Origin of the sequence: Ramlibacter sp. WS9 (assembly GCF_003797765.1) — a bacterium.
Lineage (GTDB): Bacteria > Pseudomonadota > Gammaproteobacteria > Burkholderiales > Burkholderiaceae_C > Ramlibacter.
In genome coordinates, this window is the sequence record NZ_RKMB01000011.1 from 73990 (window position 1) to 97961 (window position 23972).

At 62.8% G+C, this 23972-nt stretch carries 21 protein-coding genes and 1 pseudogene; 11 read left to right on the plus strand and 11 right to left on the minus strand.

Annotated features, from left to right (window positions below; all coding sequences use genetic code 11):
* Positions 1-19 precede the first annotated feature (19 nt).
* The 3 genes from EEB15_RS17435 to EEB15_RS17445 form a co-directional block, all read right to left on the minus strand.
* Positions 20-418, minus strand: a complete 399-nt coding sequence (locus EEB15_RS17435) for a VOC family protein (RefSeq protein ID WP_141511148.1) — start codon at positions 416-418, stop codon at positions 20-22.
* A gap of 94 nt (positions 419-512) precedes the next feature.
* Positions 513-1127, minus strand: a complete 615-nt coding sequence (gene nthB, locus EEB15_RS17440; protein WP_141511149.1) for a nitrile hydratase subunit beta — start codon at positions 1125-1127, stop codon at positions 513-515.
* Between the two features lie 10 nt (positions 1128-1137).
* Positions 1138-1734, minus strand: a complete 597-nt coding sequence (locus EEB15_RS17445) for a nitrile hydratase subunit alpha (protein WP_141511150.1) — start codon at positions 1732-1734, stop codon at positions 1138-1140.
* Positions 1735-2027: 293 nt separating this feature from the next.
* On the opposite strand from EEB15_RS17445, the gene EEB15_RS17450 reads away from it, so the two are divergent.
* From EEB15_RS17450 to EEB15_RS17475, 6 genes are all read left to right on the plus strand, one after another.
* Positions 2028-3083, plus strand: a complete 1056-nt coding sequence (locus EEB15_RS17450; RefSeq protein WP_141511151.1) for a hypothetical protein — start codon at positions 2028-2030, stop codon at positions 3081-3083.
* On the plus strand, positions 3080-5068 hold the full coding sequence (locus EEB15_RS17455) for a galactose oxidase-like domain-containing protein (protein ID WP_141511152.1): 1989 nt from the start codon (positions 3080-3082) through the stop codon (positions 5066-5068). The genes EEB15_RS17450 and EEB15_RS17455 overlap by 4 nt, the downstream gene beginning before the upstream one ends.
* Before the next feature lie 56 nt (positions 5069-5124).
* Entirely contained in the window at positions 5125-7059 is a 1935-nt protein-coding gene (locus EEB15_RS17460) for an ATP-grasp domain-containing protein (RefSeq protein ID WP_141511153.1), read from the plus strand.
* Between the two features lie 70 nt (positions 7060-7129).
* Entirely contained in the window at positions 7130-8128 is a 999-nt protein-coding gene (locus EEB15_RS17465; RefSeq protein ID WP_141511154.1) for a polysaccharide deacetylase family protein, read from the plus strand.
* 172 nt (positions 8129-8300) lie between these two features.
* Positions 8301-9062 carry an SDR family oxidoreductase gene (locus tag EEB15_RS17470; protein WP_141511256.1) on the plus strand — a complete coding sequence of 254 codons (762 nt, stop codon included), beginning with the start codon at positions 8301-8303 and terminating at the stop codon, positions 9060-9062.
* A 48-nt stretch (positions 9063-9110) separates the two neighbouring features.
* Positions 9111-9503: a YkvA family protein gene (locus tag EEB15_RS17475; protein WP_141511155.1), complete on the plus strand. Its 393-nt coding sequence runs from the start codon at positions 9111-9113 to the stop codon at positions 9501-9503.
* 19 nt (positions 9504-9522) lie between these two features.
* On the opposite strand, the pseudogene EEB15_RS17480 reads toward EEB15_RS17475, so the two are convergent.
* A pseudogene (locus EEB15_RS17480) lies at positions 9523-10315 on the minus strand (phosphonate ABC transporter ATP-binding protein).
* A gap of 73 nt (positions 10316-10388) precedes the next feature.
* Positions 10389-11474, minus strand: a complete 1086-nt coding sequence (locus tag EEB15_RS17485; RefSeq protein ID WP_233259526.1) for a DUF3616 domain-containing protein — start codon at positions 11472-11474, stop codon at positions 10389-10391.
* A 73-nt stretch (positions 11475-11547) separates the two neighbouring features.
* Between EEB15_RS17485 and ppk2 the strand changes: the two genes are divergently transcribed.
* Entirely contained in the window at positions 11548-12447 is a 900-nt protein-coding gene (gene ppk2, locus EEB15_RS17490) for a polyphosphate kinase 2 (RefSeq protein ID WP_141511156.1), read from the plus strand.
* Between the two features lie 28 nt (positions 12448-12475).
* Here the strand turns inward: ppk2 and EEB15_RS17495 are convergent, their stop codons facing one another.
* Both EEB15_RS17495 and EEB15_RS17500 read right to left on the minus strand, forming a co-directional pair.
* Positions 12476-13489 (minus strand): tripartite tricarboxylate transporter substrate binding protein, encoded by a 1014-nt coding sequence (locus EEB15_RS17495; protein ID WP_141511157.1) that lies wholly within the window; start codon positions 13487-13489, stop codon positions 12476-12478.
* A 65-nt stretch (positions 13490-13554) separates the two neighbouring features.
* On the minus strand, positions 13555-14805 hold the full coding sequence (locus EEB15_RS17500) for a S9 family peptidase (RefSeq protein ID WP_141511158.1): 1251 nt from the start codon (positions 14803-14805) through the stop codon (positions 13555-13557).
* A gap of 207 nt (positions 14806-15012) precedes the next feature.
* Here EEB15_RS17500 and EEB15_RS17505 point away from each other — a divergent pair, with 207 nt between their 5' ends.
* The gene (locus tag EEB15_RS17505) at positions 15013-15729 is read left to right on the plus strand and encodes a TetR/AcrR family transcriptional regulator (RefSeq protein WP_199236562.1); all 717 of its coding nucleotides are present in this window, start codon (positions 15013-15015) and stop codon (positions 15727-15729) included.
* Here the strand turns inward: EEB15_RS17505 and EEB15_RS17510 are convergent.
* Together EEB15_RS17510 and EEB15_RS17515 are read right to left on the minus strand one after the other, a co-directional pair.
* The gene (locus EEB15_RS17510) at positions 15716-16699 is read right to left on the minus strand and encodes a fumarylacetoacetate hydrolase family protein (RefSeq protein ID WP_141511159.1); all 984 of its coding nucleotides are present in this window, start codon (positions 16697-16699) and stop codon (positions 15716-15718) included. The genes EEB15_RS17505 and EEB15_RS17510 overlap by 14 nt on opposite strands.
* Positions 16700-17695, minus strand: coding sequence for a tripartite tricarboxylate transporter substrate binding protein (locus EEB15_RS17515; protein WP_141511160.1), 996 nt, complete (start codon positions 17693-17695; stop codon positions 16700-16702).
* A gap of 115 nt (positions 17696-17810) precedes the next feature.
* On the opposite strand from EEB15_RS17515, the gene EEB15_RS17520 reads away from it, so the two are divergent.
* From EEB15_RS17520 to EEB15_RS17530, 3 genes are read left to right on the plus strand one after another with little or no spacing between them, the layout of a single operon-like run.
* Positions 17811-19271, plus strand: coding sequence for a S9 family peptidase (locus EEB15_RS17520; protein WP_158290158.1), 1461 nt, complete (start codon positions 17811-17813; stop codon positions 19269-19271).
* 41 nt (positions 19272-19312) lie between these two features.
* Positions 19313-20362, plus strand: coding sequence for an SMP-30/gluconolactonase/LRE family protein (locus EEB15_RS17525; RefSeq protein ID WP_141511162.1), 1050 nt, complete (start codon positions 19313-19315; stop codon positions 20360-20362).
* Between the two features lie 22 nt (positions 20363-20384).
* Positions 20385-21431, plus strand: a complete 1047-nt coding sequence (locus EEB15_RS17530) for an SDR family oxidoreductase (RefSeq protein ID WP_233259527.1) — start codon at positions 20385-20387, stop codon at positions 21429-21431.
* 39 nt (positions 21432-21470) lie between these two features.
* On the opposite strand, the gene EEB15_RS17535 is transcribed toward EEB15_RS17530, so the two are convergent.
* Both EEB15_RS17535 and EEB15_RS17540 read right to left on the minus strand, forming a co-directional pair.
* Entirely contained in the window at positions 21471-22139 is a 669-nt protein-coding gene (locus EEB15_RS17535) for a glutathione S-transferase family protein (RefSeq protein ID WP_141511163.1), read from the minus strand.
* A 118-nt stretch (positions 22140-22257) separates the two neighbouring features.
* Positions 22258-23844: a tannase/feruloyl esterase family alpha/beta hydrolase gene (locus EEB15_RS17540; protein ID WP_141511164.1), complete on the minus strand. Its 1587-nt coding sequence runs from the start codon at positions 23842-23844 to the stop codon at positions 22258-22260.
* Positions 23845-23972: the final 128 nt, after the last annotated feature.

The window sequence follows — 23972 nt, forward strand, 5'->3', positions numbered from 1 at the left end:
ACGGGGAGTAAGCGGCGCATCAAACCGGCGTCGGACTCATCCAGACCGTGCCCCACAGATGGCCGTCCGGGTCGGCCAGGTCCCGCGAATACATGAAGCCGAAGTCTTCGGGCGGGTTCGCGTCGGCCGTGCCGCCGTGGGCCGCGGCTGCGCTGTTCATCGCGTCGACGGCCTCGCGGCTGTCCATCGCCAGCGAGAGCATGTGCCCGGCCGAGCCCGGCGCCGGGAAGGGCCGCTGCGTGAAGGTGCGCCACTTGGGGTGGGTGATCAGCATCACCTGGATCGCCTCGCTCCACACCATGCAGGTGCCTGTGTCGTCGCTGAGTTTCGGGTTCGGCTCGAAGCCCAAAGCCTTATAAAAGGCGGTCGAGGCCGCCAGGTCGGCAACGGGCAGGCTGATGAAGATCGACTTGGTCATGAGGTGCTCACTCGGTTGGTTTAGGGGGACGAGGCTCCGCGTATTCGGCGCCTCCACCCGTACGACGAACGGGGGGCGCCAAAATCGACAAGCCCTACACTCGCTCGAGATAGCTCTGAAACACGCCGACGTGGACGAGCGCGGCGTCGGCGCCGTTCGGCCACAAGTCTTCGGAGCGGAAACGCACGTCGTACGTCGGCTCATCTTCCGCCGCCACCCCATGTGCGTGCGCATCGGGGAATGGGTACGCAGGCGACTCGCTCACGACAACACCGGTCTTGCCGCGGATGTAGCCAGGCAGGCGGATGTGGCCGGGCACAAAATCCAGCCGCACGCGCACACGGTCGCCAGGGCGGAAGCGCTCGCGCTGCGGCGCGTTGCCGCGGCCCGGCGCGCTCGGTGCCGCGAGCGGGAAGGCGCCGCCGGCGCGCTGTTCGAGTTCTTCACGCGGTACCACGCCCTTCTCGACGCATAGCGTTGCGAGGCTGGTGAGCGTGCGCTCGTAGTAGCTGGCGCCCAGGTAGTGGCGCGGCTCCATGCGCTCGATGGCGTGCCGGTATTCGTCCATGTTGAAGACGCCGCGCCGCACGGCGTGGGCATAGAGCGCATTCGCGCGCACTTCCCAGGTTGCGTGGAACGCGGGCGCGTTGAGCGTGTAGCGCACGCGGCCGAAGCCCTGGCGCCCACCGAGGTCGTGAACTCCGTCCATGCGGCTGCTCCTAGAGGCGCGCGACGCCGATCATGGCGTCCCGCGTGACGATGCCGGCTAGCTTGTCTTCCGGCCAACCGATGGTGTGCGCGGGTTGCTCGGGCAACACCATGTAGCGCGTATCGGCGGTGGTGTCCCACACCCGAATCTCCACCTCGGCCGGCAGGTCGAGGCCCATCTCTTTGAGCACCGTCCGCGACTCGCGCACGACGCGGGCGCGGTACTCGAGATCCTTGTACCAGTCGGGCGGCAAGCCGATGATGGTGAAAGCCGTGCACGAACACAGCGTGCAGCAGATCACGTTCTGCACCGTGGGCGTGTTCTCCAGAACAACCAGGTGGCGGTGGTGCTTGGGCATCGGCAAGCCCAGCTCCATGACGGCGGCGCGGCCGTCGGCCATGAGGCGCTCGCGGAACGCAGGATCCGTCCAGGCCCTGGCCAAGACGCGCGCGCCGTTTCGCGGCAACCACTCCTCCTGCGCCATGTGGCCGAGCTCATCGACGGCTTGCGACGCTTCGAACCCGCGCGCATCCAGCGCTGCCTGGATCGCGTCGACGCGCTGCTCGACGGTGGCGGTCTGCCTGACGGCGTAGTCAACTTGAGCCACGAAAACTCCTTGGGCTTGCAGATCGCAAGGATACCGCGCTGAACTGCGAAGGGGCGCCGTCAATCTTTCAAATGGCTAGAACGCTCCGACAAGGAAGCCGCAGGGAACCCTCTTGGCAGGACAAAACAGGGAGCTTTGTCCCATTCATTTCGTTCGTCACGAGGGATCAAAATTGCTTCGGCAATCGACGAATCGATTCCATTCAGCTCTGCACTGCAGGAGGAAGCATGCATCCATTCCGATTGGCTCCCTGTACCTTCTCTTGCTCCGCCTTGCGACGAACTCTTTCCGTGATGGCGCTAGTGGTTGCCAGCGCGGGCTCCGCGGCTGCCGCGAGCTACCAGGTCACGGACCTCGCGACCTTTGCGCAGGGGCATCCGGTGGTCGTGCGCGGACCCAACAGCGACGGGGTGGGCGCCGCCGGGGGCAAGGTCGTGGGATCAGGCGGTGCGAGCGCACAGCGTCGCGGCTTCCTGCTTCGCAACGGCACAGTGCAGATGGTGGCCGGGCTGCCGGGCAGCGACAACACGGTCGTGCTGGGCATCAACGACGCGGCCACCTTCGTTGGAAGTTCCAACACGGCCACGGCCGTGCGGGCCATTGTGGGTGCCTCCGCAGGGCAAGTGCGCGAGCTCGCGCCCCTGCCGGGGGACAAGGGCAGCGTGGCATTCGCCGTGAACAACCTCGGCATCGCCGTGGGCTACTCCAGCGGGGCCGGCGGGCAACGTGCAATCATGTGGACCGCCAGCGGCACGCCGACCGCCTTGCCGGGTGCCACCGGCCTGTCACGCGCGACGGCCATCAACCAGCGCGGCGACATCGCGGGCACGTCCGGTCCCACGGGCGCGCCCCGTGCTGTCGTGTGGCGCGCCGGGCAGGAGCTCGTCGCACTTCCGCTGCCCGCTGGGCAAGCGGCGAGCGAGGCTTATGCTCTCAATGCACGAGGGGATGCGGCAGGCTATTCGGCAGGCCGGGCCAGCGTGCGCCGAGCCACCCTGTGGCCATCGACTGGCGGCGTGGTCGACCTTGGGGTCCTGCCAGGGGGCGGGTTCAGCGTTGCCTACGGGAGCAACGACGCGGGCGCGGTGGTCGGGATCTCGGGCAGCAGCGCCGGTAGTCGCGCCTTCATCTGGACGCAGGCGCAAGGTCTCCAAGACCTGAATGCACTCATTGCACAACCAGCGGGTTTCGTGCTGACGAGTGCGATGGGTATCAACGCGCAGGGGATGATCCTCGCCATCGGGCATGACGTCGATCCCGGGCATTCGCACGGCGGCCATTCGCACGACGACCACGCCCATTTTCCGGTGCGGGTCTTCCTGCTCACCCGCTCGGGAGGTGCCCGATGAACGCCACACGCATTCTCGGTGCCTTGCTGCCGGCACTTGCGCTCGCGGCGTGCCTGTTGCCGGCAGCCGGCAGTGCACAAACGGATCCGGCTGTTGTTGGGCAGTGGGCCAAGCTGGCCAATCTTTCGATCGTACCTATACACACCCATCTGCTGCCGGACGGCAAGGTGTTCATGTGGGGCGGCACGGTTGCGGCATACAGCCAAGCCGACGGAAATACACAGATCCTGTGGGATCCTGCCAACCCCAGTGCCGGAACCCCGGCCGCCAAGATCGGGTATGACGCGTTCTGCACCGGTCATTCGTTCTTACCCGATGGCAGCCTGCTGGTCATGGGTGGGCACATCTCGGACGAGGTTGGCCTCCCGAATGCCAGTCGTTACTTTCCGGCCACCAATACCTGGACGGCCGCGCCCGACATGAATGCCGGCCGCTGGTACGGCACCGCCACCACTTTGCCGAATGGCGATGCCTTGGTAGTGTCGGGTGAAATTTCTCATGCGGATGGGGTCAATCTCCTGCCGCAGGTGTATCAGACCGCGACCAACACCTGGCGCGACCTGACCGGAGCGCAGCTCTGGCAGGCGCTCTACCCCATGATGTTCGTCGCGCCCAATGGCAAGGTGATCGAAGTGGGGCCGAGCACGCAAACCCGTTACCTGGACACTTCCGGTACCGGCGCATGGACGTGGATCGGCGAGCGCATGGCGGTGTGGCGGGATAGCGGCTCCGCTGTGATGTATGACGCCGGGAAGATCCTCATCGTGGGCGGTCAGGATCCACCGACCTCCTCAGCGGAAGTGCTCGACCTGAATGCGGCCACGCCCGCGTGGAAGCCGACCGGATCGATGAAGACGCTCCGCCGGCACCTTGATGCGACACTGCTGCCAGACGGGACGGTCCTGGCGACCGGCGGCACATCGGGTAGCGGGTTCGAAGACCTCACCAAGCCCGTCATGGCACCGGAATTGTGGAACCCGAGCACTGGCGTTTGGACCACCCTCGCGCCTGCCACCGTTCCCCGGATGTACCATTCCACGGCGCTGCTTCTGCCGGACGGGCGGGTGCTGAGCTCCGGCGGCAATGGCCACACCGAAGTGGAAGTGTTCTCGCCTCCCTATCTGTTCAAAGGGCCTCGGCCGGTCATCTCTTCGGCACCGACGGCCGTCGCATACGGGCAGCGGTTCGCCGTCCAGGCGGCTAGCGCGGCACCCATCGCCAAAGTGACCCTGATCCGCCTGGGCTCCGTCACGCACAGCTTCGACCAGAACCAGCGAATGAATGTGTTGACGTTTGCAGCCGCCTCCGGTGGGGTCGAGGTGACCGCGCCGGCGAACGCCAACCTTGCGCCACCCGGGCACTACATGTTGTTTGTGGTGGATGCCAATGGAATCCCTTCCGTCGCAAGCGTGGTGCAGCTCGGCGGCACGGCCAGCCCGCCTCCTCCAGCGCCTGCTCCTGCATTGACCAGTCTCTCACCCAACAGTACCACCGCAGGCAGCCCGGGGTTCACGCTGACGGTGGATGGAACAGGGTTCGGTGCGACGTCCCGGGTGCGCTGGAATGGCGTGGAGCGTGTCACAACTCTGGTGAGTGCAACGCGGTTGACCGCCACCGTCCTGGCCGCAGACGTCAGCGCCGCCGGCACCGCGCAAGTCACAGTCGCCAATGGAGAGACAGTGTCAGGCGCTCTTGCCTTCACGGTGACGGCACCAACCCAGTCGGCGCCTCGTCTCTCGGTCACCCGGGCCGGAACCGCTTCGACTCGCGGCACCGTCACCAGCCAGCCTGCCGGGATCAGCTGCGGGAATACCTGCACAGCCACGTTCGCCGGGAGCTCGCCGACAACCGTCGTGCTCACCGCCACCGCTAATGGCAATGCGATCTTCGCGGGGTGGACGGGGCAGTGCAGCGGCACCGCCAAAACTTGCACCCTGACCATGGACGCCAACAAATCGGTCACGGCGACATTCAACCGAAAGTAGGCGAGCTGGCTTTCACCGAAGCGTGGCAACTCTGCGTTACCTGCGAAGAGACCCCCGTGAGTCCCAAGCTCACTGCACACGAGGCTGACGTCATGCCGACCCTTCGGATTTTGGTCACCGATGCAGACCAGCTTCCCGCACTCAGTGCGGTGCGATCGCTCGGTCGTGCTGGACACCACGTGGTCGTGGGCTATCCACACAGTTCGCCTCGAGCCGCCGCAACGTTCTCGCGCTATGCACGGGAACGCCTTACACACCCTAATGCGTGGCACCACCAGCAAGAATTTCGCGGATGGTTGATAAAGGAGCTTGCGGGGGGCGCTTACGACGTGCTCCTTCCGATCTCCGAAGCTGCGATCATGGCCGCAGCTGCACACCGCCAGGAGCTCTCACGTTACGTGCAGCTTCTGATGCCCTCCGACGAAGCGCTGAATTTCACGCTCAGCAAGTACAACGCAACTCAGGCAGCACTGCGATGCGGGCTCAGCATCCCGGCAACTGTCTTCCTCCGGAATTGCAACCAGGCCGCAGATGCTTCAGATGCCGCACACGTCAAAGAGAGCCTCGCTTCACTAACCTTTCCGATCATCATCAAGGTAGACAATCATCTCGAACCAGGGGGCCGATGTGTGCAAGGCAGCGTCCGCGGTGCTGCCACATTAAGCCAGGCCGAAGCCATTCTCGAGGAGTATCAGGGCCTGTCAGTGTCCATCATCGCCCAAGAGAAGATCAGGGGATATGGTGTTGGCGCCTTCTTGCTTCGCCATCAAGGTTGCTCGGTGCTGACCTTTGCTCACCGGCGCCTCCACGAGTTTCCCTATACCGGCGGAATATCTTCATTGCGTGCCGCGTCAGCCGATCCGGCCGTCATCGGCGCAGGGGAAAAGCTGCTTGCGGAAATCGGGTATGAAGGCTTGGCCATGATCGAGTTCCGGCAGCCCGCCGGCGGTGGGGCCCCTCGTTTCCTCGAAATCAATGGGCGCATATGGGGATCGATGGCACTTGCTCTGCATGCGGGCGTTGATTTCCCGAGGGCGTGGCTTGAATGCCGATGCAATGGCACGACGAGTGTTGTGCAACCCCGCTACTCTGAATCCCTGAGGTGCCGCAACACGATTCCGGGCGAACTCTTGTATCTGCGGTCGGTGCTCCGCGCCGATGCGCGAACTGCTGAATATCCGCCACCTTCCAAGCTTGGAGCGCTAGGGGAGTTCATCCGGTTGTCCCTCGACCCCAGGGTACGCACCGATTCGCTCTCGCTGTCTGATCCCGCTCCCTGGTTGGGTGCGATCTATGCGACGGCTCGGCTCCTTTTGATGCAAAGCGCGCAGCATGTGGTGCGCCGACTGAGGCGATTGCGCAACCTCCAAAATCTTCGAGAGTCGCGGCGCACTCACGAGCAGCGCGCTCAACAAGAACGCTACTTCCCAGCACGCATTGGCAGAATTTTGTTCGTGTGTGCCGGCAACATATGCCGCAGCCCTTTTGCCGAGAAGTATTGGAATCAGCACATACGTGAGCAGTGGCCGAACGCACCGCTAGCTTCCTCAGCTGGGTTTATCGATAACACTGGAACGTCGTCCCCGCCGCATTGTGTGGCAGCCGCACGGCGTTTCGGCGTTGACCTCACATCGCATAGCTCGCAGGTGCTCGGGCCGGATCTACTCGAGCAGGCGGACGCTGTCTTCGTGATGGATTTGAGCAACCACCGGATCCTGAAGCAGTCCTACCCGGGCGCCCTGAACAAGGCCACACTGCTGGGCCTGTTCGAGCGAGCCGGGACGGCCGAGATTGCAGATCCGTATTCCATGGGCTTCCGTGAAACTGTTGATGTTTACGACCACGCCGTACAGGCGCTCCACGGCTTGGCAGAAACAATCGTGCTCCCCGAGCCGCAGCCCTGCGAAGCCAGGGAGCCCGGCTCGAGCGGCGCAACTCCGCTCTCTAGCACACGAGGTCCGGAGTCAATCCCGGCTCGGGCGGCTGAATGAAGGACGGCATCGTGTTTGCTTACGGCTGCAACATCGCGGTGTCTTCAGTAACGACGTTGGCTCGATCAGCATGCACCTCCACAAGCCCACTGCCCATGTGACCAGGTTCCCTGGCGGCGAGCCCACCAAGCCCGGCACTTTTATACTGAGCTTCGACTGTGAAGGTAAGTGGGGGTTGGCGGATTGCCTGACCGATCGACGCGATCGGCTCTACACCACGCCGAACCTCGAGACCGCGTATGGACGGCTTACCGGGCTTCTTGAGAAGTACCGCATTGCAGTCACGTTTGCCTTCACCGCAGCCTTCACGCTGACGGCCGACGAATTCGAGGCGCTGACCCCGGATCTCACCGAACTGATGGCCGAGGCTGCACCCTGGATGACGAGTGCGCTGGCCGACATCCGCAAGCCCGGTTCTCAGGGTTGGTTTTGCACCAAATGCTTTGACCTGGTTCAGCGCGCGGGGTGCCATGAGATCGCATCGCATGGCTTCTCGCATTTGCCGTGGAAAGCACCGTACGCCAGCCGGGCCGCGCTTGATGCCGAGCTGACGATGTGTCGCAAGGTTGCGGCGTTCAGTCAAGACGCCGTCACGACGTTTATCTTTCCGCGGAATCAGATAGCAAACCTCGATCTGCTGACGGCGCACGGCTTCCTCGCGTACCGCGAAAGTCGCTCCTCCCGCAGCCGCGCCGCCAGTCTTGCCAGCGAGTTCAACATACTTTCACGCAGTGACGCATACGACGTCAGCGACGAGGTTCCCGTGCCGATCCCGGCTGGCCGTTTCCTAAACTGGAGACACGGGCTCAGGCGCTGCGTGCCCGCTGCGGTGACCGTTCGGCGCTGGCAGAACATGCTGCGCGAGTCGGCTCGCAGCGGCGGCATCGTTCTCGCATGGACCCACCCAGAGAACTTCATGGACGGGAAAGACATGTTCCCCATGCTCGAGGAGATTCTCCGATTCGCAGTCGACGAGCGCGACGCAGGTAGGCTGCAGATCATGACCATCGCTGACTTCCTGACGCGCAGGCAGGACCGGACCACGAAGGAGCCCTCAGCCGCCGTGTAATGAGCGCGGCGGGAGCACGAGCGGGAGAGCAGGAGAGCAGGAGGGGATCAGCCACCAGGGGGCGCTTTTGGCCGAAAGCGGACATGCGATTCGGAATAGGAGGGCCGAAAGCGGCCAGCCAGTTCCCGCCGCCGCGCCCAGACTGCGCGTCTTCTTCAAAGGAAAACACCCCATGAAACTCAAAGGAAAAGTTGCCATCATCACCGGCGCCAGTTCGGGCATCGGGCGGGCCGCGGCCATTCTGTTCGCCCAGGAAGGCGCCAAGCTCGTGCTCGCTGCGCGCGGGAGGGAGCGGCTGGATCAACTGGCTTCCGAAATCCACACGCAGGGCAGCGAGGCGATCCGCGTTGCGGGCGACGTGCGTGACGAATCTTTCGCACAGGAATTGGTCGAGACTGCGCAGCGCCAGTGGGGCCGCCTCGACATCGCGTTCAACAACGCAGCCACCTTGGCCGGTGGCGGGCCCACCACGCAAGTGTCGCAAGAAGACTGGCGCACCGCGGTCGACACGAACTTGACCAGCGCTTTTCTGTCCGCCAAGCACCAGATTCCGGCGCTGCTCGAGGCAGGACAAGGCTCGCTGATTTTCACGTCCTCGTTTGTGGGCCATACCGTCGGCTTTCCCGGTACAGCCGCTTACGCGGCCACCAAGGCCGGCCTTGTGGGCCTGACACAGGCCCTGGCCGCCGAGTTCGGCCCCAGAGGGCTGCGCGTCAATGCGCTTTTGCCCGGCGGTACGGATACGCCGATGGCGCGGGAAATGAATGGCACGGCCGAAGCCATGGCCCATGTCGCAAGCCTGCATGCACTCAAGCGCATCGCCAGGCCCGAGGAGATTGCCCAGGCGGCGTTGTTCCTGGCGTCGGACGCATCGTCCTTCATGACAGGCGCCGCCATGCTCGTGGACGGCGGCGTTTCGATCACCCGGAGTTGAGCGACTTCGCTCGATCAGGATGCCCGCCCTTTCGGCTACGCTTCGCGCATGCGGATTTCTGACCGGTTGCGCGCATGGGCCAAGAGCATCAAGCGGGAGGGCGTTGCCCTCTGGTTTGCGGCGCGCGACCCGCGCACGCCGTTCTGGCCCAAGCTGCTGTGCGCATTTGTCGTCGCCTATGCGCTGAGCCCCATCGACCTGATCCCCGATTTCATTCCCGTGCTCGGCTATGTCGACGACGTGCTGCTGCTGCCCGCCCTGATGTGGCTCGCCATCCGGTTGATGCCGCCGGCGTTGATGCAAGAGAACCGGCTGCGTGCCGACGAGTGGCTGCAACAAGGCAAAGAAAAGCCTCGCAGCGTCATCGGCGCGGTCGCGATCGTGGTGGTCTGGCTGGCCGTGTCCGCTGCGCTCTGGTACGGGTGGGCCAAGGTGCGTTGACACGAATCAAAAAGCCGGCTCACCTTTGCACCAGGTGTTGCGCACGATAGGCATGCCAGCCAGTTCCTTGACGCGGATGATGTCGGCGCGCTTGCGGCAGCGGCTGGGCCCAGGCCGGCACGGCGGCAGGCTTGTGCGAACCATGCAGGCTGCCGATGTGGTCGCCGAGAGCCGTCGACGGGCCGTCGTACACCACGCGGCCGTGGTGGAGCGCCACGGTGCGCGCGCAGTAGCGCATGGCCACATTGACCTGGTGCAGCGAGACGACCACGGTGCAGCCGTCTTCGCGGTTGACCTTGGCGAGGATGTCCATGACCCGGCGCGACGACTCGGGATCGAGCGACGCGATCGGTTCGTCGGCCAGGATCACGCGGGCGCCCTGCACCATCGCGCGGGCGATCGCGGCGCAGCGCTTCCATGCCCTTGGCCTTTTCTTCCGTCGTGAAGGCACGCGTCAGGCTGCGCCACAGCGGCATGCTGTGCAACATGCCGGCCAGCACGTTGACCAGCACCGGCAGCCGGTCCACCAGGTTGAACTGCTGGAAGACGAAACCGACACCCGCCCGCACGGAACGGATGTCCCGGGCCACGCGGCCGTCCTGCTGCACGGTACGCCCATGCACCTCGATCTGGCCGGCGTCGCCGGCCATGAGCCCTGCCATGTGCCGCAGCAGCGTGGACTTGCCCGAACCGGACGCGCCGATCAGGGCGCACATTTCGCCCGGCGCGATGCTCAGCTCGATGTCATGCAGCGCCTTGCGGCCACCGGCGAAAGTCTTGCTCAAGCCCCTGACGCGAATCGCGGCATCCATGGAAATCCCCAAACGCAAAGTTGGGGAAATGCTGGGGGCTCAATATGACGGTTTGATGGCACGGCCTGTGTGGCTAGCCCAGCTCGAACAAGTCGGCGACCAGGCCGTTGCCGCCGACCTGGCGGCGTGGCGCGGGACTGTCATACACCACCAGCAGCTCCGCCTTGGCGCTGCCCTTCGAGCGGAAGAGCGCGATGCCTTCTGCGTGATCGCAGCCCTTGCCGTACGGAACCTCCAGCACATGCGCCAAAGCGCCCGCTTCCAGTACGCACGCCTCCTGGCAATGCGCTGCGCCGCTCCAGCGGACCTCGCGCACCGGCCCGTCCAGGCTCATGGTGGGACCGCTCAAGACCAGCAGATCGTCGCCTTGCAAGCACAGGTCGCGCACGCCCAGGCCACCCAACTGCAGAAAGTGCTTGCGCACGCGCACGCCCTTGCTCCCCTCGAGCGGCTTCAGCTTCAGCCACTTGCCCTCGCCGACGGGCCGAATCTCGAGCACCACCGCCCATCCGCCCAGCACCGGCCCGCGCAGTCCCAGAAAGACGCGATCGCCGACGACGGCGAGGCCCTCGACGTCGAAGCCATTCTCCTTGCCCGGCAAACCCAGGAACGGCCCCAGGTGCTTGTCCTTTCGCAACAGACGCGTGAGCGCATTCCCATCCTTGCCGCTGCGCAGGCGCTGGGCGGGCCGTGATTTGCTCTTGGCAGCCAGGGCCGGAAGGCCGCTGCCGTCCTGCATCGGGATGCGCGCAAGCACGTACCGATTCGCCTCGGTTTCGGTACGGGCCAGCTCCTTGATCTGCGCTGCGGCCGGGTCCTCGCTGTCCACCTTGCTTCGCTTCAGGCTGTGGGAGCCGACGATCCACAGGTAGCCGTCAGCGAGGTCCATGCCTTCGACGTCGACCTCGGGGGTCGTCCCTTCCTGGTCGGACGGCGTGGGCAAACCCATGAAGTCGCGCAGCTGGAACTGCGCGTGTCCCGCGGTGCTATCGCCTGTCAGGGTGAGTCGTTCCAGACTGGCCGACTCATCGTTTCCGAGCCATAGGGTATTGCCGATCTGCAGCACAGTCGACAAGCCATCGCGGAGTTGCTTGCGTTCACCCGCCTCCAGGGAAGGCTCGAACATCAGCTTGAGAGAACGGCGCCCGGGTTTGGTCATGCGCCAAGAATACCTGCCATTGCCCGCTGCAGGAAGTCACCGAACTGTCACACGCCCGCCCCACACTAATAGGATGACCGACGATGAAAAAGTGCAACGCCTGCAGGCGGACCTGGTGGACAGCTACGACGAGGAATTGGAACTCCACCTGGAAGACCACGATCTCGAAGGCACCGCCCGGCCGGTGAGCGACGCCGACAAGGCCGCCCGCCGCCAGTACTTCCGCGAACTCTTCCGCCTGCAAGGCGAGCTTGTCAAGCTGCAGGATTGGGTGCAGTCCAGCGGGCACAAGCTGGTGGTGATTTTCGAAGGCCGTGACGCGGCGGGCAAAGGCGGCGTCATCAAGCGCATTACCCAGCGCCTGAATCCGCGCGTGTGCCGGGTGGCCGCGCTGCCCGCCCCGAACGACCGGGAACGCACGCAGTGGTACTTCCAGCGCTACGCGGCGCATTTGCCCGCGGCCGGGGAGATGGTCCTGTTCGATCGCAGCTGGTACAACCGCGCCGGTGTCGAACGGGTCATGGGCTTTTGCACCGACGACCAGTACGAAGAGTTCTTCCGCAGCGTGCCCGATTTCGAGCGGATGCTGATCCGCTCGGGCATCCAGCTTCTCAAGTACTGGTTTTCCATCTCCGACGAGGAACAGCACCTGCGCTTTCTCGGCCGCATCCACGACCCGCTCAAGCAGTGGAAGCTCAGCCCCATGGACCTGGAGAGCCGCCGCATGTGGGAGGACTACACCAAGGCCAAGGAAGTCATGCTGGAGCGAACGCACACCGCCGATGCCCCGTGGCACCTAGTGCAGGCAGACGACAAGAAGAAGGCGCGCCTGAACTGCATCCATCACCTGCTGGAGCAGGTGCCCTATGCCGAAGTCGAACACCCCGGTATCCAGTTGCCGGCCCGCATCCGCCACGAGGACTATTCGCGCCGGCCCGTGCCGGCCGAGATGTACGTTCCGCAGCGCTATTGAAGCGCGGCGCCGCCATCGTCGCCCACGACTATTCGGGTCGCAGGTTGATCGCTTTGCCTATGCTCTGGTAGCGCGCGATCTCAGCCGAGTAAAGGCGTGCCGCCTGAGAGGGTGTCATTGGCTTGGCGGGCACTGCACCCGTGGCTTCGATGTCCCGGCGCACCTGCTGCTGGTTCAATGCGTCTTGCAGGGCTGAAGATAGCTTGGACACGACCTGCTCCGGAGTGGCGGCTGGGACCATTAGTGCGCCCCACAGATCAAATTGAAAGTCTTTCACGACATTCGATTCGTTCATCGTCTGCACGCTGGGGTAGTCCCCGTGGCGTCCAGGCCCGGCAAATCCGATCGCCTTGAATCTGCCAGTCTTGATCAGACCGGGGATCGGCCCCCCCATAGCCAAGAACGCCATGTCGATCTGTCCTCCGGCAAGGTCCGTGATGAGCTGCTGAGCGCCCTTATAGGGAACGTGCAGCAGCTTGGAGCCTGTTTCATTGCCAAATCTCTCGGCCACCAGGTGGTAGGCCGAGCCACGCCCGACGCTGCCGAAGCTCAGCTCGCGCTGCCCCTGCTTTTTGGCCAGTGCCGCAAATTCCGCGACGGACGTGACCGGCAGATCTGGCCGAACCAGCATCATCAGGTAGGTACTCGCCATCAAGCCCACCATGCGAAAGTTCTCGGGCTTGTACTTCACGTTCGCCACTGCCATCGGGGTCTGGACCAATTCGATGGGCGTGCCAAAGTAGATGGTGTGGCCGTCAGCAGGAGCGGCAAGTGCCTTTTGAGCGCCGAGAGAGCCGCCTACACCGGCCGCGTTTTCCACGACGATCGGCTGGCCCAAAGCCTTTTGCAGTGCGGGCAAAAATATTCTGGCCGTGGCGTCGGCCTGACCTCCCGCCGGGAAGCCGACCAGCATGGTTATGGGACGACTCGGGTATGACTGCGCCTGCGCGCCAGTGGCTGCGAAGACGCTGAACGTAGAGGCCGCGATCATCGTTCTGCGGCTTATGCCGGTACTGAAGGCTGAATCGTAATGATGGGACATGGATGGTCTCCTGAAGGGTCACTGTTGAGGCGGATGAACTCACGAGTTCGCGAATTGCTTGCCGGCTACTTCTGAGGGCCAAGTTGACGCAAGAGCCAGGCGGCGGAGAAGTCGAGGTGGTCCTTCATGTTCAACTCGGCCGTGTGGCCGTCCGAGCCGTATATCAACTGAGTGACATTGAGCCCAAGTGCTGCGAGCGATGCCGGCTCGTCTCTCGCAACCAGGTCTTCATGAACCCCGTTGACCATCAGAATCGGCTTGCGCAGCTGCGCCGGCGTTGGCGCTTTCAGCTGCCTGGAGAGTTGGAACTCCTCGTAATACGTGCAGACGGCTTGTCGCGTGGCGCTACGCGGGTCCATGTTTCCAAAGAGCGCGTACGGCGCAATGATCCAGGCCGGCGCGACCTTGCAGTGCGCTTGCCCGAAGCTCGTGTCGCTAGGACCTCCAATGTTGACGATCGCCTTGTAGAGATCGTTGCGCAGCCCTCCGAGGGTCGCCAGATACCCCCCCATGCTCCAGCCGTAGATGGCCACACGGCTTGCGTCCAACTCAGTGCGCGACTTGATGTGATCGGCAATGGCGTCGAACATCACATGCGCCTCGGGCCTGAAGCTCAGCTGGTTTTCGCCTGTGTCAGGGTTTTCTACGATGAAGGTTGCGATACCCCGCGCAACGAAGTGGTCGCTATGGCGGATCATCTCGGTCTTGAAGTTGTCCAGTCCACCGAGGATCACCACCACGGGCGGTTTGACCGAACTGAACATGCGAGTGACCGGAGCTCTGTAGTAGCCGATGAACTCCTTGCCGCCTGTTTTGAATGTGACTCGCTGCAGAGGCTTGCCAATTGCGGCATGCGCTTTCTCCGTTGCCTGCAAATCGAGTGCGGGGCTTCGCTTGGGAAGGCGATTCATGCGGTGGTAGAACGCCGCCTTCTTGTACTCGGCTGATGCCATTTTTTTGTCGCCGCGGTCTTCGGCCAACCTGGCAAGTTCCGCATGCGCAAGTGCCGGTTTGCTAAAGGTCGACTGCCACGCCGGCTGAAAAGGGGACGCATGGGGCGGCAAAGACTTTGCCACCTCGTCAAACGTTGTCGCCTCGATCCCGGCGTCCTCCAGCCACCAGCAGATGTTGAACTTGAACGAGGGATGCGTGCCCGCTACACCCTCGGGGTACTCCGCCGGGCCGGATTGGCAGAAAGCGGACATGCTTTCGGCGGCTTTTTTCTGCGGCGCCGACTGTGCGAGGGTGGTCCCTGTGGCGGCGGCAAGGCCTCCGGTCCAAAGGCATGCGGCTACTTTCCATGTCAACTTGTTCATCGTCTGTTCTCCTCTTTGAAACTCCGCGCCACCGAACGGTTTCAAGTACCGCTCAGTCGTGACATACTTAATAGTATGCGAAAACCTATTGGTATTCAAGTCTTGTTTGGTCCAATTGCGCATTGAGACGCAGACGTTTGCAGTACAAGGGTCGCCAAGTGCAGGTGAGCGCCCGTGTAAGCTAGGGCAGGTGAGGAACAAAACTGAATGACCCAGCCGCTTAAACCCAGGTTGAGCCGCGAGGACAGCCGGGCGCGCACGCGAGCACTTTTGCTCGGCAGCGCGCGCACCGTCTTTTCCAAGCACGGTTACGTTGGCGCATCAATCGACGAGATTGCGGAGTCCGCGGGATTTTCGAAGGGCGCGTTCTATTCGAATTTCTCGACGAAGGAAGAGATATTCCTTGAGCTGCTTGCGGTTCACATGCGTGACGAGGCTCAGATGCTAGGGGAGTTCCTCAGCCGCGCGAACAATGCCCAGGGGGTTCCCGAACTCCTCAAGGAAATCGGCGATCTCTATCGCCTCTTCGAGACCGACGTGGACTGGGGCCTGTTGGTTCTGGAGTTCAATCTTCAAGCCGGACGCGATGCTAAATTCTTCGAAACGTTCAGCAAGCGCTTTGTGGATCATCGCGCAAAGATGGCCGATCTCGTTGAGGGCTTGTTCAAGCTGGCGGGCGCGAAGATGCCGTGCTCATCGCTGGACTTGGCCATCGTGCTGATCGCAGTCTCTTATGGGATCCCCGTGCAACGCCTTGCCTTTCCTGCAAGCATCCCGCGCGGTGCTCTGGGCAACACGATCGAGATGCTCTTGGCCAGTCTGCTGAAGGCTGGAATGGAGCCGGAGAAGCGGCCCAAGTCCCCCGCAAAGAAGGTAGCGGCGCCGTTGAAGAAGACGAAAGCTACGCGAGCTAAGCCCACCTAGGCTGCGCCACGACATTCATGAGCGCACCAATACCCTCGATTTCCGAAACTACGGTATCACCAGGCTGGCAGTAGCGCGCGGCTTTGACGGTCGCCTCCCCACTATTGCTGGGCGCCCATTTGCCGCCCAGCTCAGGGTCAGCTGACCAGGCGGTGCCCGCAGGTGTGCCTGTGATGATTACCATTCCGGCGCGAAGCGTCATGTTCACAGAAAAATGGTGTATCAATTCCGCGCAGGACCAGATCATCTCGGCCGTGTGCGCGGCTTGCCGTAGCTCGCCGTTGATGCGGGTGCGGATGAAAAGCTGTTGCGGGTCGGGAATATCGTCAGCGGTTGTGATGCAGGGACCGAATGGCGCAGACGTGTCGAACACCTTCCCCCGGCCCAGGTCGTACCAAACCGATCCGTTGGGGCCCTGCCTGACCTGACGATCGCGGGCGGTAACGTCGTTCACAATGCTATAGCCGAAAACGTGATTCAGCGCCCTGTCGATTGGGATGTGCCTTCCGCCGCGGCCGATGACAATTGCCAGCTCTGTTTCGCAGTCGAGTTTTTGTGTGAAGCGCGAGTCACAGACGATGCTGTCCAAGGGACCGATAACACAGTCACCAGTCTTGACAAAGAATTCCGGCTCTTGGCCAGACGCCGCCGCGCCCATCTTCTCGTCGTTGTGGGCCTTGTAGTTGCTGCCGGCGCAGAGAATCGTGGTCGGCACAAAGGGAGCGAGAATTCTCACTTGTGCGACCGGCACAAGCCGTCTTGCGTCCGCCTGTGACACAGCCACCAGGTGACGAATGGATTCTTGCCCATCCTCGGCGTACTTGATGAAGCTCACCATGTCCTCGTCCAGGCCCGTCGGCTGCAGGTGCTCGCCGTGCACGAGCCAGCCCAGATGAACGACATGCTGGTCGACCAAGGCACCGATGCGCGCACCGCGTTGCCCCAAGGTGTGATAGCGAACAATCTTCATTTACTCTACTTTCCCGATCTTTTTGACAACGGCAGCAAGCCGCCTTTGTTCCTGGTCCAAGTACCGCTCAAGCTTTGCGCCTTGCATGAATCGGATCGGCGTGTTCGCAGCACTCATCGCCGCGGTGAACTCTCTGCTGTTGACTGCGTTCTGAGCCGCATCCCGCAGTTTTGCCAGCCGGTTTTCAGGCAAGCCGGCTGGCGCATACAGCGCAGTCCAGATGTAGAACTCGACGTCATAACCTTGCTCTCTGAGCGTGGGCAGGTCAGGGAAGGCGGCGAGCCGCTCAGCGCCCCACGTCGCCAACAGGCGAACGCGTCCTGCCTTGAGCAGTTGCGCCACGGTGCCTGGCGCTTGGACCGTGACATCCACCTCGCCCGAGAGAAGCGCAGTTAGTGATGGCCCTCCGCCAAGGTAGGGGATATGCCTGACGTCGACTTTGGCACTTTGCCAAAGCATGGCCTGCGCCAAGTGCGTTGTTCCGTACAGGCCCGAGGAGGAGCACGTGATCTCATCTGGCTTTGCCTTTGCATCGCGCAGCAGATCTTCCAGCCTCTGCCACTTGCTCTCGGCCTTCACCACCAGGACCGTGGGATCAGCGGTCACGAGTGCGATCGGAGAGAACTGGGATAGCTCGTAGGCGGGACGCCTGCCCAGAATCTTGTCGGCTTCCGGGATCACCACAATGCTGGAGAGCGCCATCAACAGCGCAGACGAGTCCCCCCTCAGCCGCGCCACCTGAGCCATGCCCACGGAGCCGCCTCCGCCAGCACGGTTCTGCACAACGACCGGCTCACCAAGCTCCTTTCCCAGTGAGATCGCCAGAGGCCGGGCCGTGATATCGGCAATGCCGCCCGGGGCGAAGGGCACTACCAAGTTCAGCGGCCTTTGTGCGAAGGCACGCGCTGGATGGCTGGCGAGGAACGCTGCGGCCATCGACAGGAAAACCTGCCTGCGCGAGCGAGCGTCCACCCCGCGCGGGTGTTGATCGGACATGGTGCGTCTCCTTTGTTGTGGGTAAACCCCTATGGGTACCGTTCGGTTTCTCCATACTATCAGGTATTCGAATTCAAGTCAGTACGGAAATGACAAACTTTTTTTGGAGAAGCAGATGGATCAACGAGACGGAGTAGCTGGCAGCAGCCAGACATCTTTCGGCCGAGCCAAGGCGCGACTCGTCCTTGCCTCATTGACCGCGGCAGGCTGCGCGGTTCTCTATGCTTGCGGCGGAAGCTCGGGCTCAGGCTCGAGCGTCGCAGCGCCCCCGCGCGGCAATGTGCTTGCAGTGGAGTCCAGAGGCACAGCTGAGACCTGGCTGATGGAAGGGATCGCGCAATCGACCGGGCTGGAGGCGCTCACGGGTAAGCCGAAGTGCAACGTCGAACTCAAGCACTTCGAATACGACACCGTCGGCCCCGATGGCAAGGGAGCGACTTCGTCCTCGGCAATGATGGTGCCTCGGGGCACCGATGCGGCCTGCTCCGGGGCGCGGCCGGTTGTCATGTTCGCGCATGGCACTTCATTTACCAAGGTCAAAGACCAGACGGCGATTCTCACGGACCTCGAGAACGACCCGATGTTCATGATGATGATCTTCGCCGCGCAGGGATACATCGTCGTCTCGCCGAACTTTCTCGGCTACAACGATTCATCTCTTGGCTACCACCCGTACCTGGTCGCCGAGACGAATGGCGCGGAGTCCGTAGATGCGCTGCGAGCCGGCAGGAAGGTGATGGCAGGTGATGCATCCGTGAGCTTCTCACCGAAGCTCTTCCTGTACGGCATCTCCGAGGGCGGCTATGTCGCCATGGCCGCGCACAAAGTGATCGAGCGCGACCATGCTGCCGAATTCACCGTACGCGCGAGCATGCCCTCCGCTGGGCCGTACAACTACTTCAAGTTCTACACGAACTTGTTTGCCCAGCCCGGCAACCCCGCGTTCGATGTCTCGACACAGCTGGGGATCACCGAAGGCGCAGAGATTCTCGTGCCAATGCTTTTCGAGTCACTGCAGAAGACCCACGGCGCGATCTATCAAACGTCGCCGGAGGAAGCGTTCAACGCCCCGTACGACAAGACCATTCCGGGATTGTTTCCCACGGACGCTCCTGTTGCCGACCTCGTGAGGATGGGCAAATTGCCGTTACCCACTCCCCAGCTGAACAAGCTAACCGGGCCCGGTCGTTTACTCAGCGAAGAATTCCGGCAAAAAGTGGCCTCCGGTGCCCTGCCCAAGCTGGATCAAGCCATTCGCGACAACACCTTGCTGGGCTGGACGCCCAAGGCACCCATGGCACTTTGCCACGGCCCGCGCGACAAGGTCGTTCCGTTCTACAACTCGACCGACGTGGTAGCCGACATGAAGGCACGCGGCGCCACCAACGTCAACTTGCTGAACATCGACGACCCGTCAACGCTTTCTATCGCTGGTCCGGTGGCACCCTTCGCTTTCGGTGCGTTCCAGCAAGCCTACCGAACTGGGCCCGTGGTCAACGGCGGACTGGACAGCTACCACTACATCTTCCATCTGATTTGTCCGATCTTGGCCAAAGGCTACTTCGATCAGCTGTGACTAGCTTGAACTCAATAGCAGCACTAAAGGAATTCACTATCATGTTCCAGAATTTGATCCTGAGGAGTCTCGTCGCGAGCGCGGCCCTCATCCTGGCGCCTGCCACGGCAAGTGCCGCTGGCGCGGCCGACGTTGCTCAACTTACGCTGCCGGCTGGCGTTTTTGCAGATGGTTTGGCCGTTGCCGCGGACGACACGGTCTACATCTCTGGGGTCTTTGGCGGGGCGGGAGTCTATCGCGCGCTGCCCGGTGAGACGGAAATGAGGCGCTTCATCACCCCCCCTGAAGGCGAGCAAGTGCAATACAACGGCATTGCGCTTGACAGCTCCCAGACGCTCTTGCACGTCTGCGTGAACCGAAATGTGTTCACATCGGCGCCTCATCGAATCCCCGAGGTCCGTGTCTACGAGCGCCAGACCGGAACGCTCGTGAAGTCCTATCCGTTCCCTGACTTCGGAACCTGCGATGACATCAGCTTTGACCGAAACGGAAACCTCTACATCACCGATTCAATGGGCACCAATCCCGACGGTGTGCGTCTGGGAACCGCCAGGGTGTTGGTACTGCGCGCCGGCACGTCGTCAATCCAGGAATGGGTGAAGTCACCTGAGCTTTATGGCGAGATTGCGCTCAATTTTGACAACATCCAGGTCAATGGCATCGCCATCATGGATGACCAGGTGTTCATCAACAGCACGGGAACGTTCAAAACACACCGAATCCCGATCAAGGCCGATGGCACCGCTGGGCCACTTTCCCTCGTGCAAGTCACACGCCCGCTGGACACACCAGACGGGATGTGCGTGGCAGCCGGCAAACTGCTCATCACGGAGGTCGGAATTGTCTTCTCCGCCCGAGGTCGCAATGGGAAGATCGTCGAGGCGGCACTGAGCGGCCCGCCTGGATTTATCTCCACTGCGCGGATCAAGAAGCCCTTGGCAGTCGGCGATTCGATCTCGACGTGCGCGGCATCCTCAAAGTACTTCTACTTCCTCGAGTCGCAGTTCGGCAAAGCCTACTTTCCCGACCGCATGGCAGAGGGACTAAAGCCCAGCGTCATTCATCGCCGTTCGCTCGACACCCTGAACTGAGTGGCAACAGAAGGACGCAGGAATGATGTATATGCAAACCGCTTTCGTGACGGGTTCTACCGGCTTGCTCGGGAGCAACCTTGTTCGGCAGCTGGCAAGCGGTGGCGTCACGGTACGCGCGCTGGCCCGGGACGCGGCAAAGGCAAAGGCACAGTTCTCAGATCTGGACCGGCGACAAGTTGAAGTCGTTGTTGGCGATTTGAAGGCACCAGAGAGCTATCGGCGGCATTTGCCTGGCGCAACAACTCTCTACCACACCGCAGCCTACTTCAGAGACAGCTACAAGGGCGGCAAGCACTGGCCCGAGCTGTTCAGAACCAACGTCGTGGGTACGTTGGAGCTTCTTGGGGCCGCCTATGCGGCCGGTATCAGGCGCGTGGTCCACGTCAGCTCCATCGCAGTGCTGGGTGATAGCCGCAACGGGCTGATCACCGAAGACATGCTGCAAAGCAACTTGGATCTCGTGGATGACTACTATCGCAGCAAGATCGAGACGGATCGGGGCATCCGCGCCTTTATGGACAAGCATCCGGACATGCACGTGAGCTTTGTCCTTCCTGGGTGGATACACGGCCCCGGAGATATGGGTCCGACCTCGGCGGGCCAGTTCGTACTCGACTACATGGCCGGTCGCCTGCCGGGAATTGTGGATGCAACGGTGTCGGTTGTTGATGCCCGTGATGTCGCCCAGGTGATGATCCGTGCTGCGCAGGCTGGGCATAACGGCGAACGTTACTTGGCCGCCGGGCATGCGCTGTCGATGGGCGAGCTGCTTGCAGCAATGGAGCGAGTCACAGGAGTGCCCGCCCCTAAACGAGCTGTTCCGAAGACGCTGCTGTTTGCAGTGGCACTTGCGCAAGAAGCTTGGGCTCGGCTGACCGGAAGACCGGTGCTGCTAAGTCTTGCTACGGCCAGGGTGATTTCCACGGACTATGGGCGGCGCTTCTCGTGCGAGAAGATATCAAGAGAGTTCGGCATCAAGTTCCGCGCGCTCGAAAGTACGTTGCGAGACGAGATTGAGTGGTTCGCTGCCACGAGGAACGCCGCCGCCCGGAGCAGAGTCGGCTGACGCAGTCGGTGCCGATCGCCCAGTCAACCGGTTCGGTAGCTACGCTGCGCTGTCCGGTGCGGGAACGGTGGAAACACCTTGCGCTGCCGCGGCGGCCTCTTGCGATTGCAGGGCGCGACGGTAGCCCTCGCGCTGTTGCAGGCGCTCCCAGTAAGCCTTGACTGCGGGCGTGAAGCGCGACGTGAGCCCAATGTGTTGTGCCAGCAGCAGCGCATACCCGACCGACACATCCGCTGCCGTGAAACGTCCGGCGCACAGATGCTCCTGTTGCGCGAGCAGCGGCTCCAACGTGCGCAGCCTGGCCAGGAACCACTTGCCGTAATCTTCCGCGACGGCTGGCAACTTTCGATGTTCGGGCTCGAAGCGTGAGTAGCGCAGCACGAGCGTCTGCGGGAACGTCAGCGTGGCCTCGCCGAAGTGGAGGTAGTTGAGATAGGCGCCATATTCATCTTCCGCGGGTTCGACCTGCAGCGACGTCGGCGCGCTGAGCGCGCAAAGGTACTGGCAGATCGCTGCCGACTCCGTCATGCGCGTGCGGTCGTCGATCATCAGCGGAACGGTGCCCAGCGGGTTGACTTCGAGGTACGAACGCGCCAACACCCGAGGTGGAAATGGCAGCATTCTCAGTGCATAGGGCAAGCCGAGTTCTTCCAGCATCCAGAGCGGACGGAACGAACGCGCGCTCATGCAGTGATAGAGAGTGATCATGAGAGCGGAGCATAGGTCGGGTGGCGCGCGCTGGTGCGCCATTTGCGTTGCGGATCGCGCCAGGGCGGCCCATCGCAGACGGGGCCGGGTGAGTTGATCGGTAGGTCGTCGCCACTATTCAGGGCGAGGTGCAGGTGTAGCTCGTTGCCAGTTTTGCAGCCGCAGCGTCGTTGGCCGGACCGGTATACCGCGGGTACTGAGGATGCTGGCACAGCGGTCGCGTGAAGGCGGTTGCCCCGGCCTCGTTGCGCTTCTCCGCGGTCAAGGTTCCTGGTGCGGTGCTCTTGGTCACCCACTGGTCGAGCGCGGCGAGCAAGTCCGAGGTGTCCGCTCCTGGGCCGCCGAAGCAGTGATCGACCCCAGGCGCAATATAGAAGCGGGTCGAGGCATCGGCGTTGGCCGCGCCCACCGCGTTTCGCATGTTGGCGTAGTACTCGGCGGTCGAGTTCGGGCTGAGAGCCGAATCGTTGCCGCCATGCCAGAGAATCAGCTTGCCGCCGCTGTTGATGAAGGGACGAATATCCGGGTTGGTCGCGTCGTTCAGCGCAGCCATCGAATAGAGCGCATTCTGGTTCTGGTCCCAGGGCGCGTAGGTCAACGAGTTGGCGGCCGGATCGCGCGCGAGGTAGTTCTTGACGGTCGTATCCTGGAAGAGGAACTGCAACGACGCGCCGAAGGGGCTGCCCGTGCCGGTGAGCCAGAGGCCCCATCCGGCCGGATCGTCCTCGTTGCCGGTCAGGCTCCAACCAGCGTTGCGGAAGGTGGCGCTGCCGGCAAATACGGCATCGCTGGTCCAGAACGTCACCACTGCAAGCTGCGCGTCCGACAGGCAACTGTCACCGGTGTCGGCGCCCGCTGCACAACGCAGCGCGGAAACATTCGCTACCGCCGGCGTGCAGGCCGCCCGATTCGAGACGACGCCGTCGACAATACCGTCCAGACCGTCACAGGCGTTGCGCACGTGCTTTGCCAGTAGCGCCGTCTTTGCCGGGCTGATCGCGCCTCCAGGCGCCGCCAGCGCCTTGGCCGTGCGGTTGAATGCGCCCATGAAACCCACCCAGTTGTAGGCAGGTGCCCGCGAGATCACGCCGTCGAACAGGTTGGGGGAGCGCTGTACGGCCATCAACGCCTCACGCCCGCCGTTCGAGCAGCCCTCGAAATACGACTTGGACGGCGGCGCGCCATACGCCGCAGTCAGCGTTTCCAGCGCGGTCGACATGACCGTCGGCACCGAAAGGCTGCCGAAGAGCTGGGCGGCGAAGGTGTCCGTCAAGGCGAAGTCTGCCGAAACAAGGCTGGCCTGATGCCCGGAGTCGCTGCCGACAACCGCATAGCCCTGGCTCAGTGCCGGCACGGCAAACTGGAGTGCGATCGCCCCGTTGTAGCCGCCTCCGCCCGCGTAGTAGAGCTTTCCGTTCCACGCGTCCGGCAACTCGATCTCGAAGTTCAGCGCCGGTGCGATGGTGCCCGTGACCTTGCAATAACTCGGAACGGCCCCGCTCGCGGCCACCATCGCGGTGGTCAGCGTCGCACCGGCAATGGTCTTTCCCGATAAGGCACTGCAGGCTTGCAGTGCGCTCACCGACTGCGCCGGCAAGGCGCCATCGCCGTCACCGCCGCATGCTGAAAGCAGCAGCGCGGCAGATGCCACGGCGGCGAGCCTTGCCGAGTACATCGAGGGTGCTTTACAGAGTCCAGCGTTCATGTCTCTTGTCTTTCGTCAGTTTTGGAATGGTCTTGCCAGCCACGCGTTGTCTCCAGCGAGGCGAGCTGATTCTGAAACTGGCGGCGGAAACTAACTGTCAGTGCATGAACATTTGGGCGCCGCTTTGC

What these genes read in the sequence shown, in the direction of transcription:
- EEB15_RS17520 (WP_158290158.1), top strand. Translation starts at nt 17,811, where the DNA reads ATGGATCAACGAGACGGAGTAGCTGGCAGCAGCCAGACATCTTTCGGC.
- EEB15_RS17515 (WP_141511160.1), bottom strand. Translation starts at nt 17,695, where the DNA reads ATGTCCGATCAACACCCGCGCGGGGTGGACGCTCGCTCGCGCAGGCAG.
- EEB15_RS17450 (WP_141511151.1), top strand. Translation starts at nt 2,028, where the DNA reads ATGGCGCTAGTGGTTGCCAGCGCGGGCTCCGCGGCTGCCGCGAGCTAC.
- EEB15_RS17505 (WP_199236562.1), top strand. Translation starts at nt 15,013, where the DNA reads ATGACCCAGCCGCTTAAACCCAGGTTGAGCCGCGAGGACAGCCGGGCG.
- EEB15_RS17525 (WP_141511162.1), top strand. Translation starts at nt 19,313, where the DNA reads ATGTTCCAGAATTTGATCCTGAGGAGTCTCGTCGCGAGCGCGGCCCTC.
- EEB15_RS17535 (WP_141511163.1), bottom strand. Translation starts at nt 22,139, where the DNA reads ATGATCACTCTCTATCACTGCATGAGCGCGCGTTCGTTCCGTCCGCTC.
- EEB15_RS17530 (WP_233259527.1), top strand. Translation starts at nt 20,385, where the DNA reads ATGATGTATATGCAAACCGCTTTCGTGACGGGTTCTACCGGCTTGCTC.
- EEB15_RS17435 (WP_141511148.1), bottom strand. Translation starts at nt 418, where the DNA reads ATGACCAAGTCGATCTTCATCAGCCTGCCCGTTGCCGACCTGGCGGCC.
- EEB15_RS17485 (WP_233259526.1), bottom strand. Translation starts at nt 11,474, where the DNA reads ATGACCAAACCCGGGCGCCGTTCTCTCAAGCTGATGTTCGAGCCTTCC.
- EEB15_RS17470 (WP_141511256.1), top strand. Translation starts at nt 8,301, where the DNA reads ATGAAACTCAAAGGAAAAGTTGCCATCATCACCGGCGCCAGTTCGGGC.
- EEB15_RS17500 (WP_141511158.1), bottom strand. Translation starts at nt 14,805, where the DNA reads ATGAACAAGTTGACATGGAAAGTAGCCGCATGCCTTTGGACCGGAGGC.
- EEB15_RS17495 (WP_141511157.1), bottom strand. Translation starts at nt 13,489, where the DNA reads ATGTCCCATCATTACGATTCAGCCTTCAGTACCGGCATAAGCCGCAGA.
- nthB (WP_141511149.1), bottom strand. Translation starts at nt 1,127, where the DNA reads ATGGACGGAGTTCACGACCTCGGTGGGCGCCAGGGCTTCGGCCGCGTG.
- EEB15_RS17540 (WP_141511164.1), bottom strand. Translation starts at nt 23,844, where the DNA reads ATGAACGCTGGACTCTGTAAAGCACCCTCGATGTACTCGGCAAGGCTC.
- EEB15_RS17455 (WP_141511152.1), top strand. Translation starts at nt 3,080, where the DNA reads ATGAACGCCACACGCATTCTCGGTGCCTTGCTGCCGGCACTTGCGCTC.
- EEB15_RS17475 (WP_141511155.1), top strand. Translation starts at nt 9,111, where the DNA reads ATGCGGATTTCTGACCGGTTGCGCGCATGGGCCAAGAGCATCAAGCGG.
- EEB15_RS17510 (WP_141511159.1), bottom strand. Translation starts at nt 16,699, where the DNA reads ATGAAGATTGTTCGCTATCACACCTTGGGGCAACGCGGTGCGCGCATC.
- ppk2 (WP_141511156.1), top strand. Translation starts at nt 11,548, where the DNA reads ATGACCGACGATGAAAAAGTGCAACGCCTGCAGGCGGACCTGGTGGAC.
- EEB15_RS17465 (WP_141511154.1), top strand. Translation starts at nt 7,130, where the DNA reads ATGCACCTCCACAAGCCCACTGCCCATGTGACCAGGTTCCCTGGCGGC.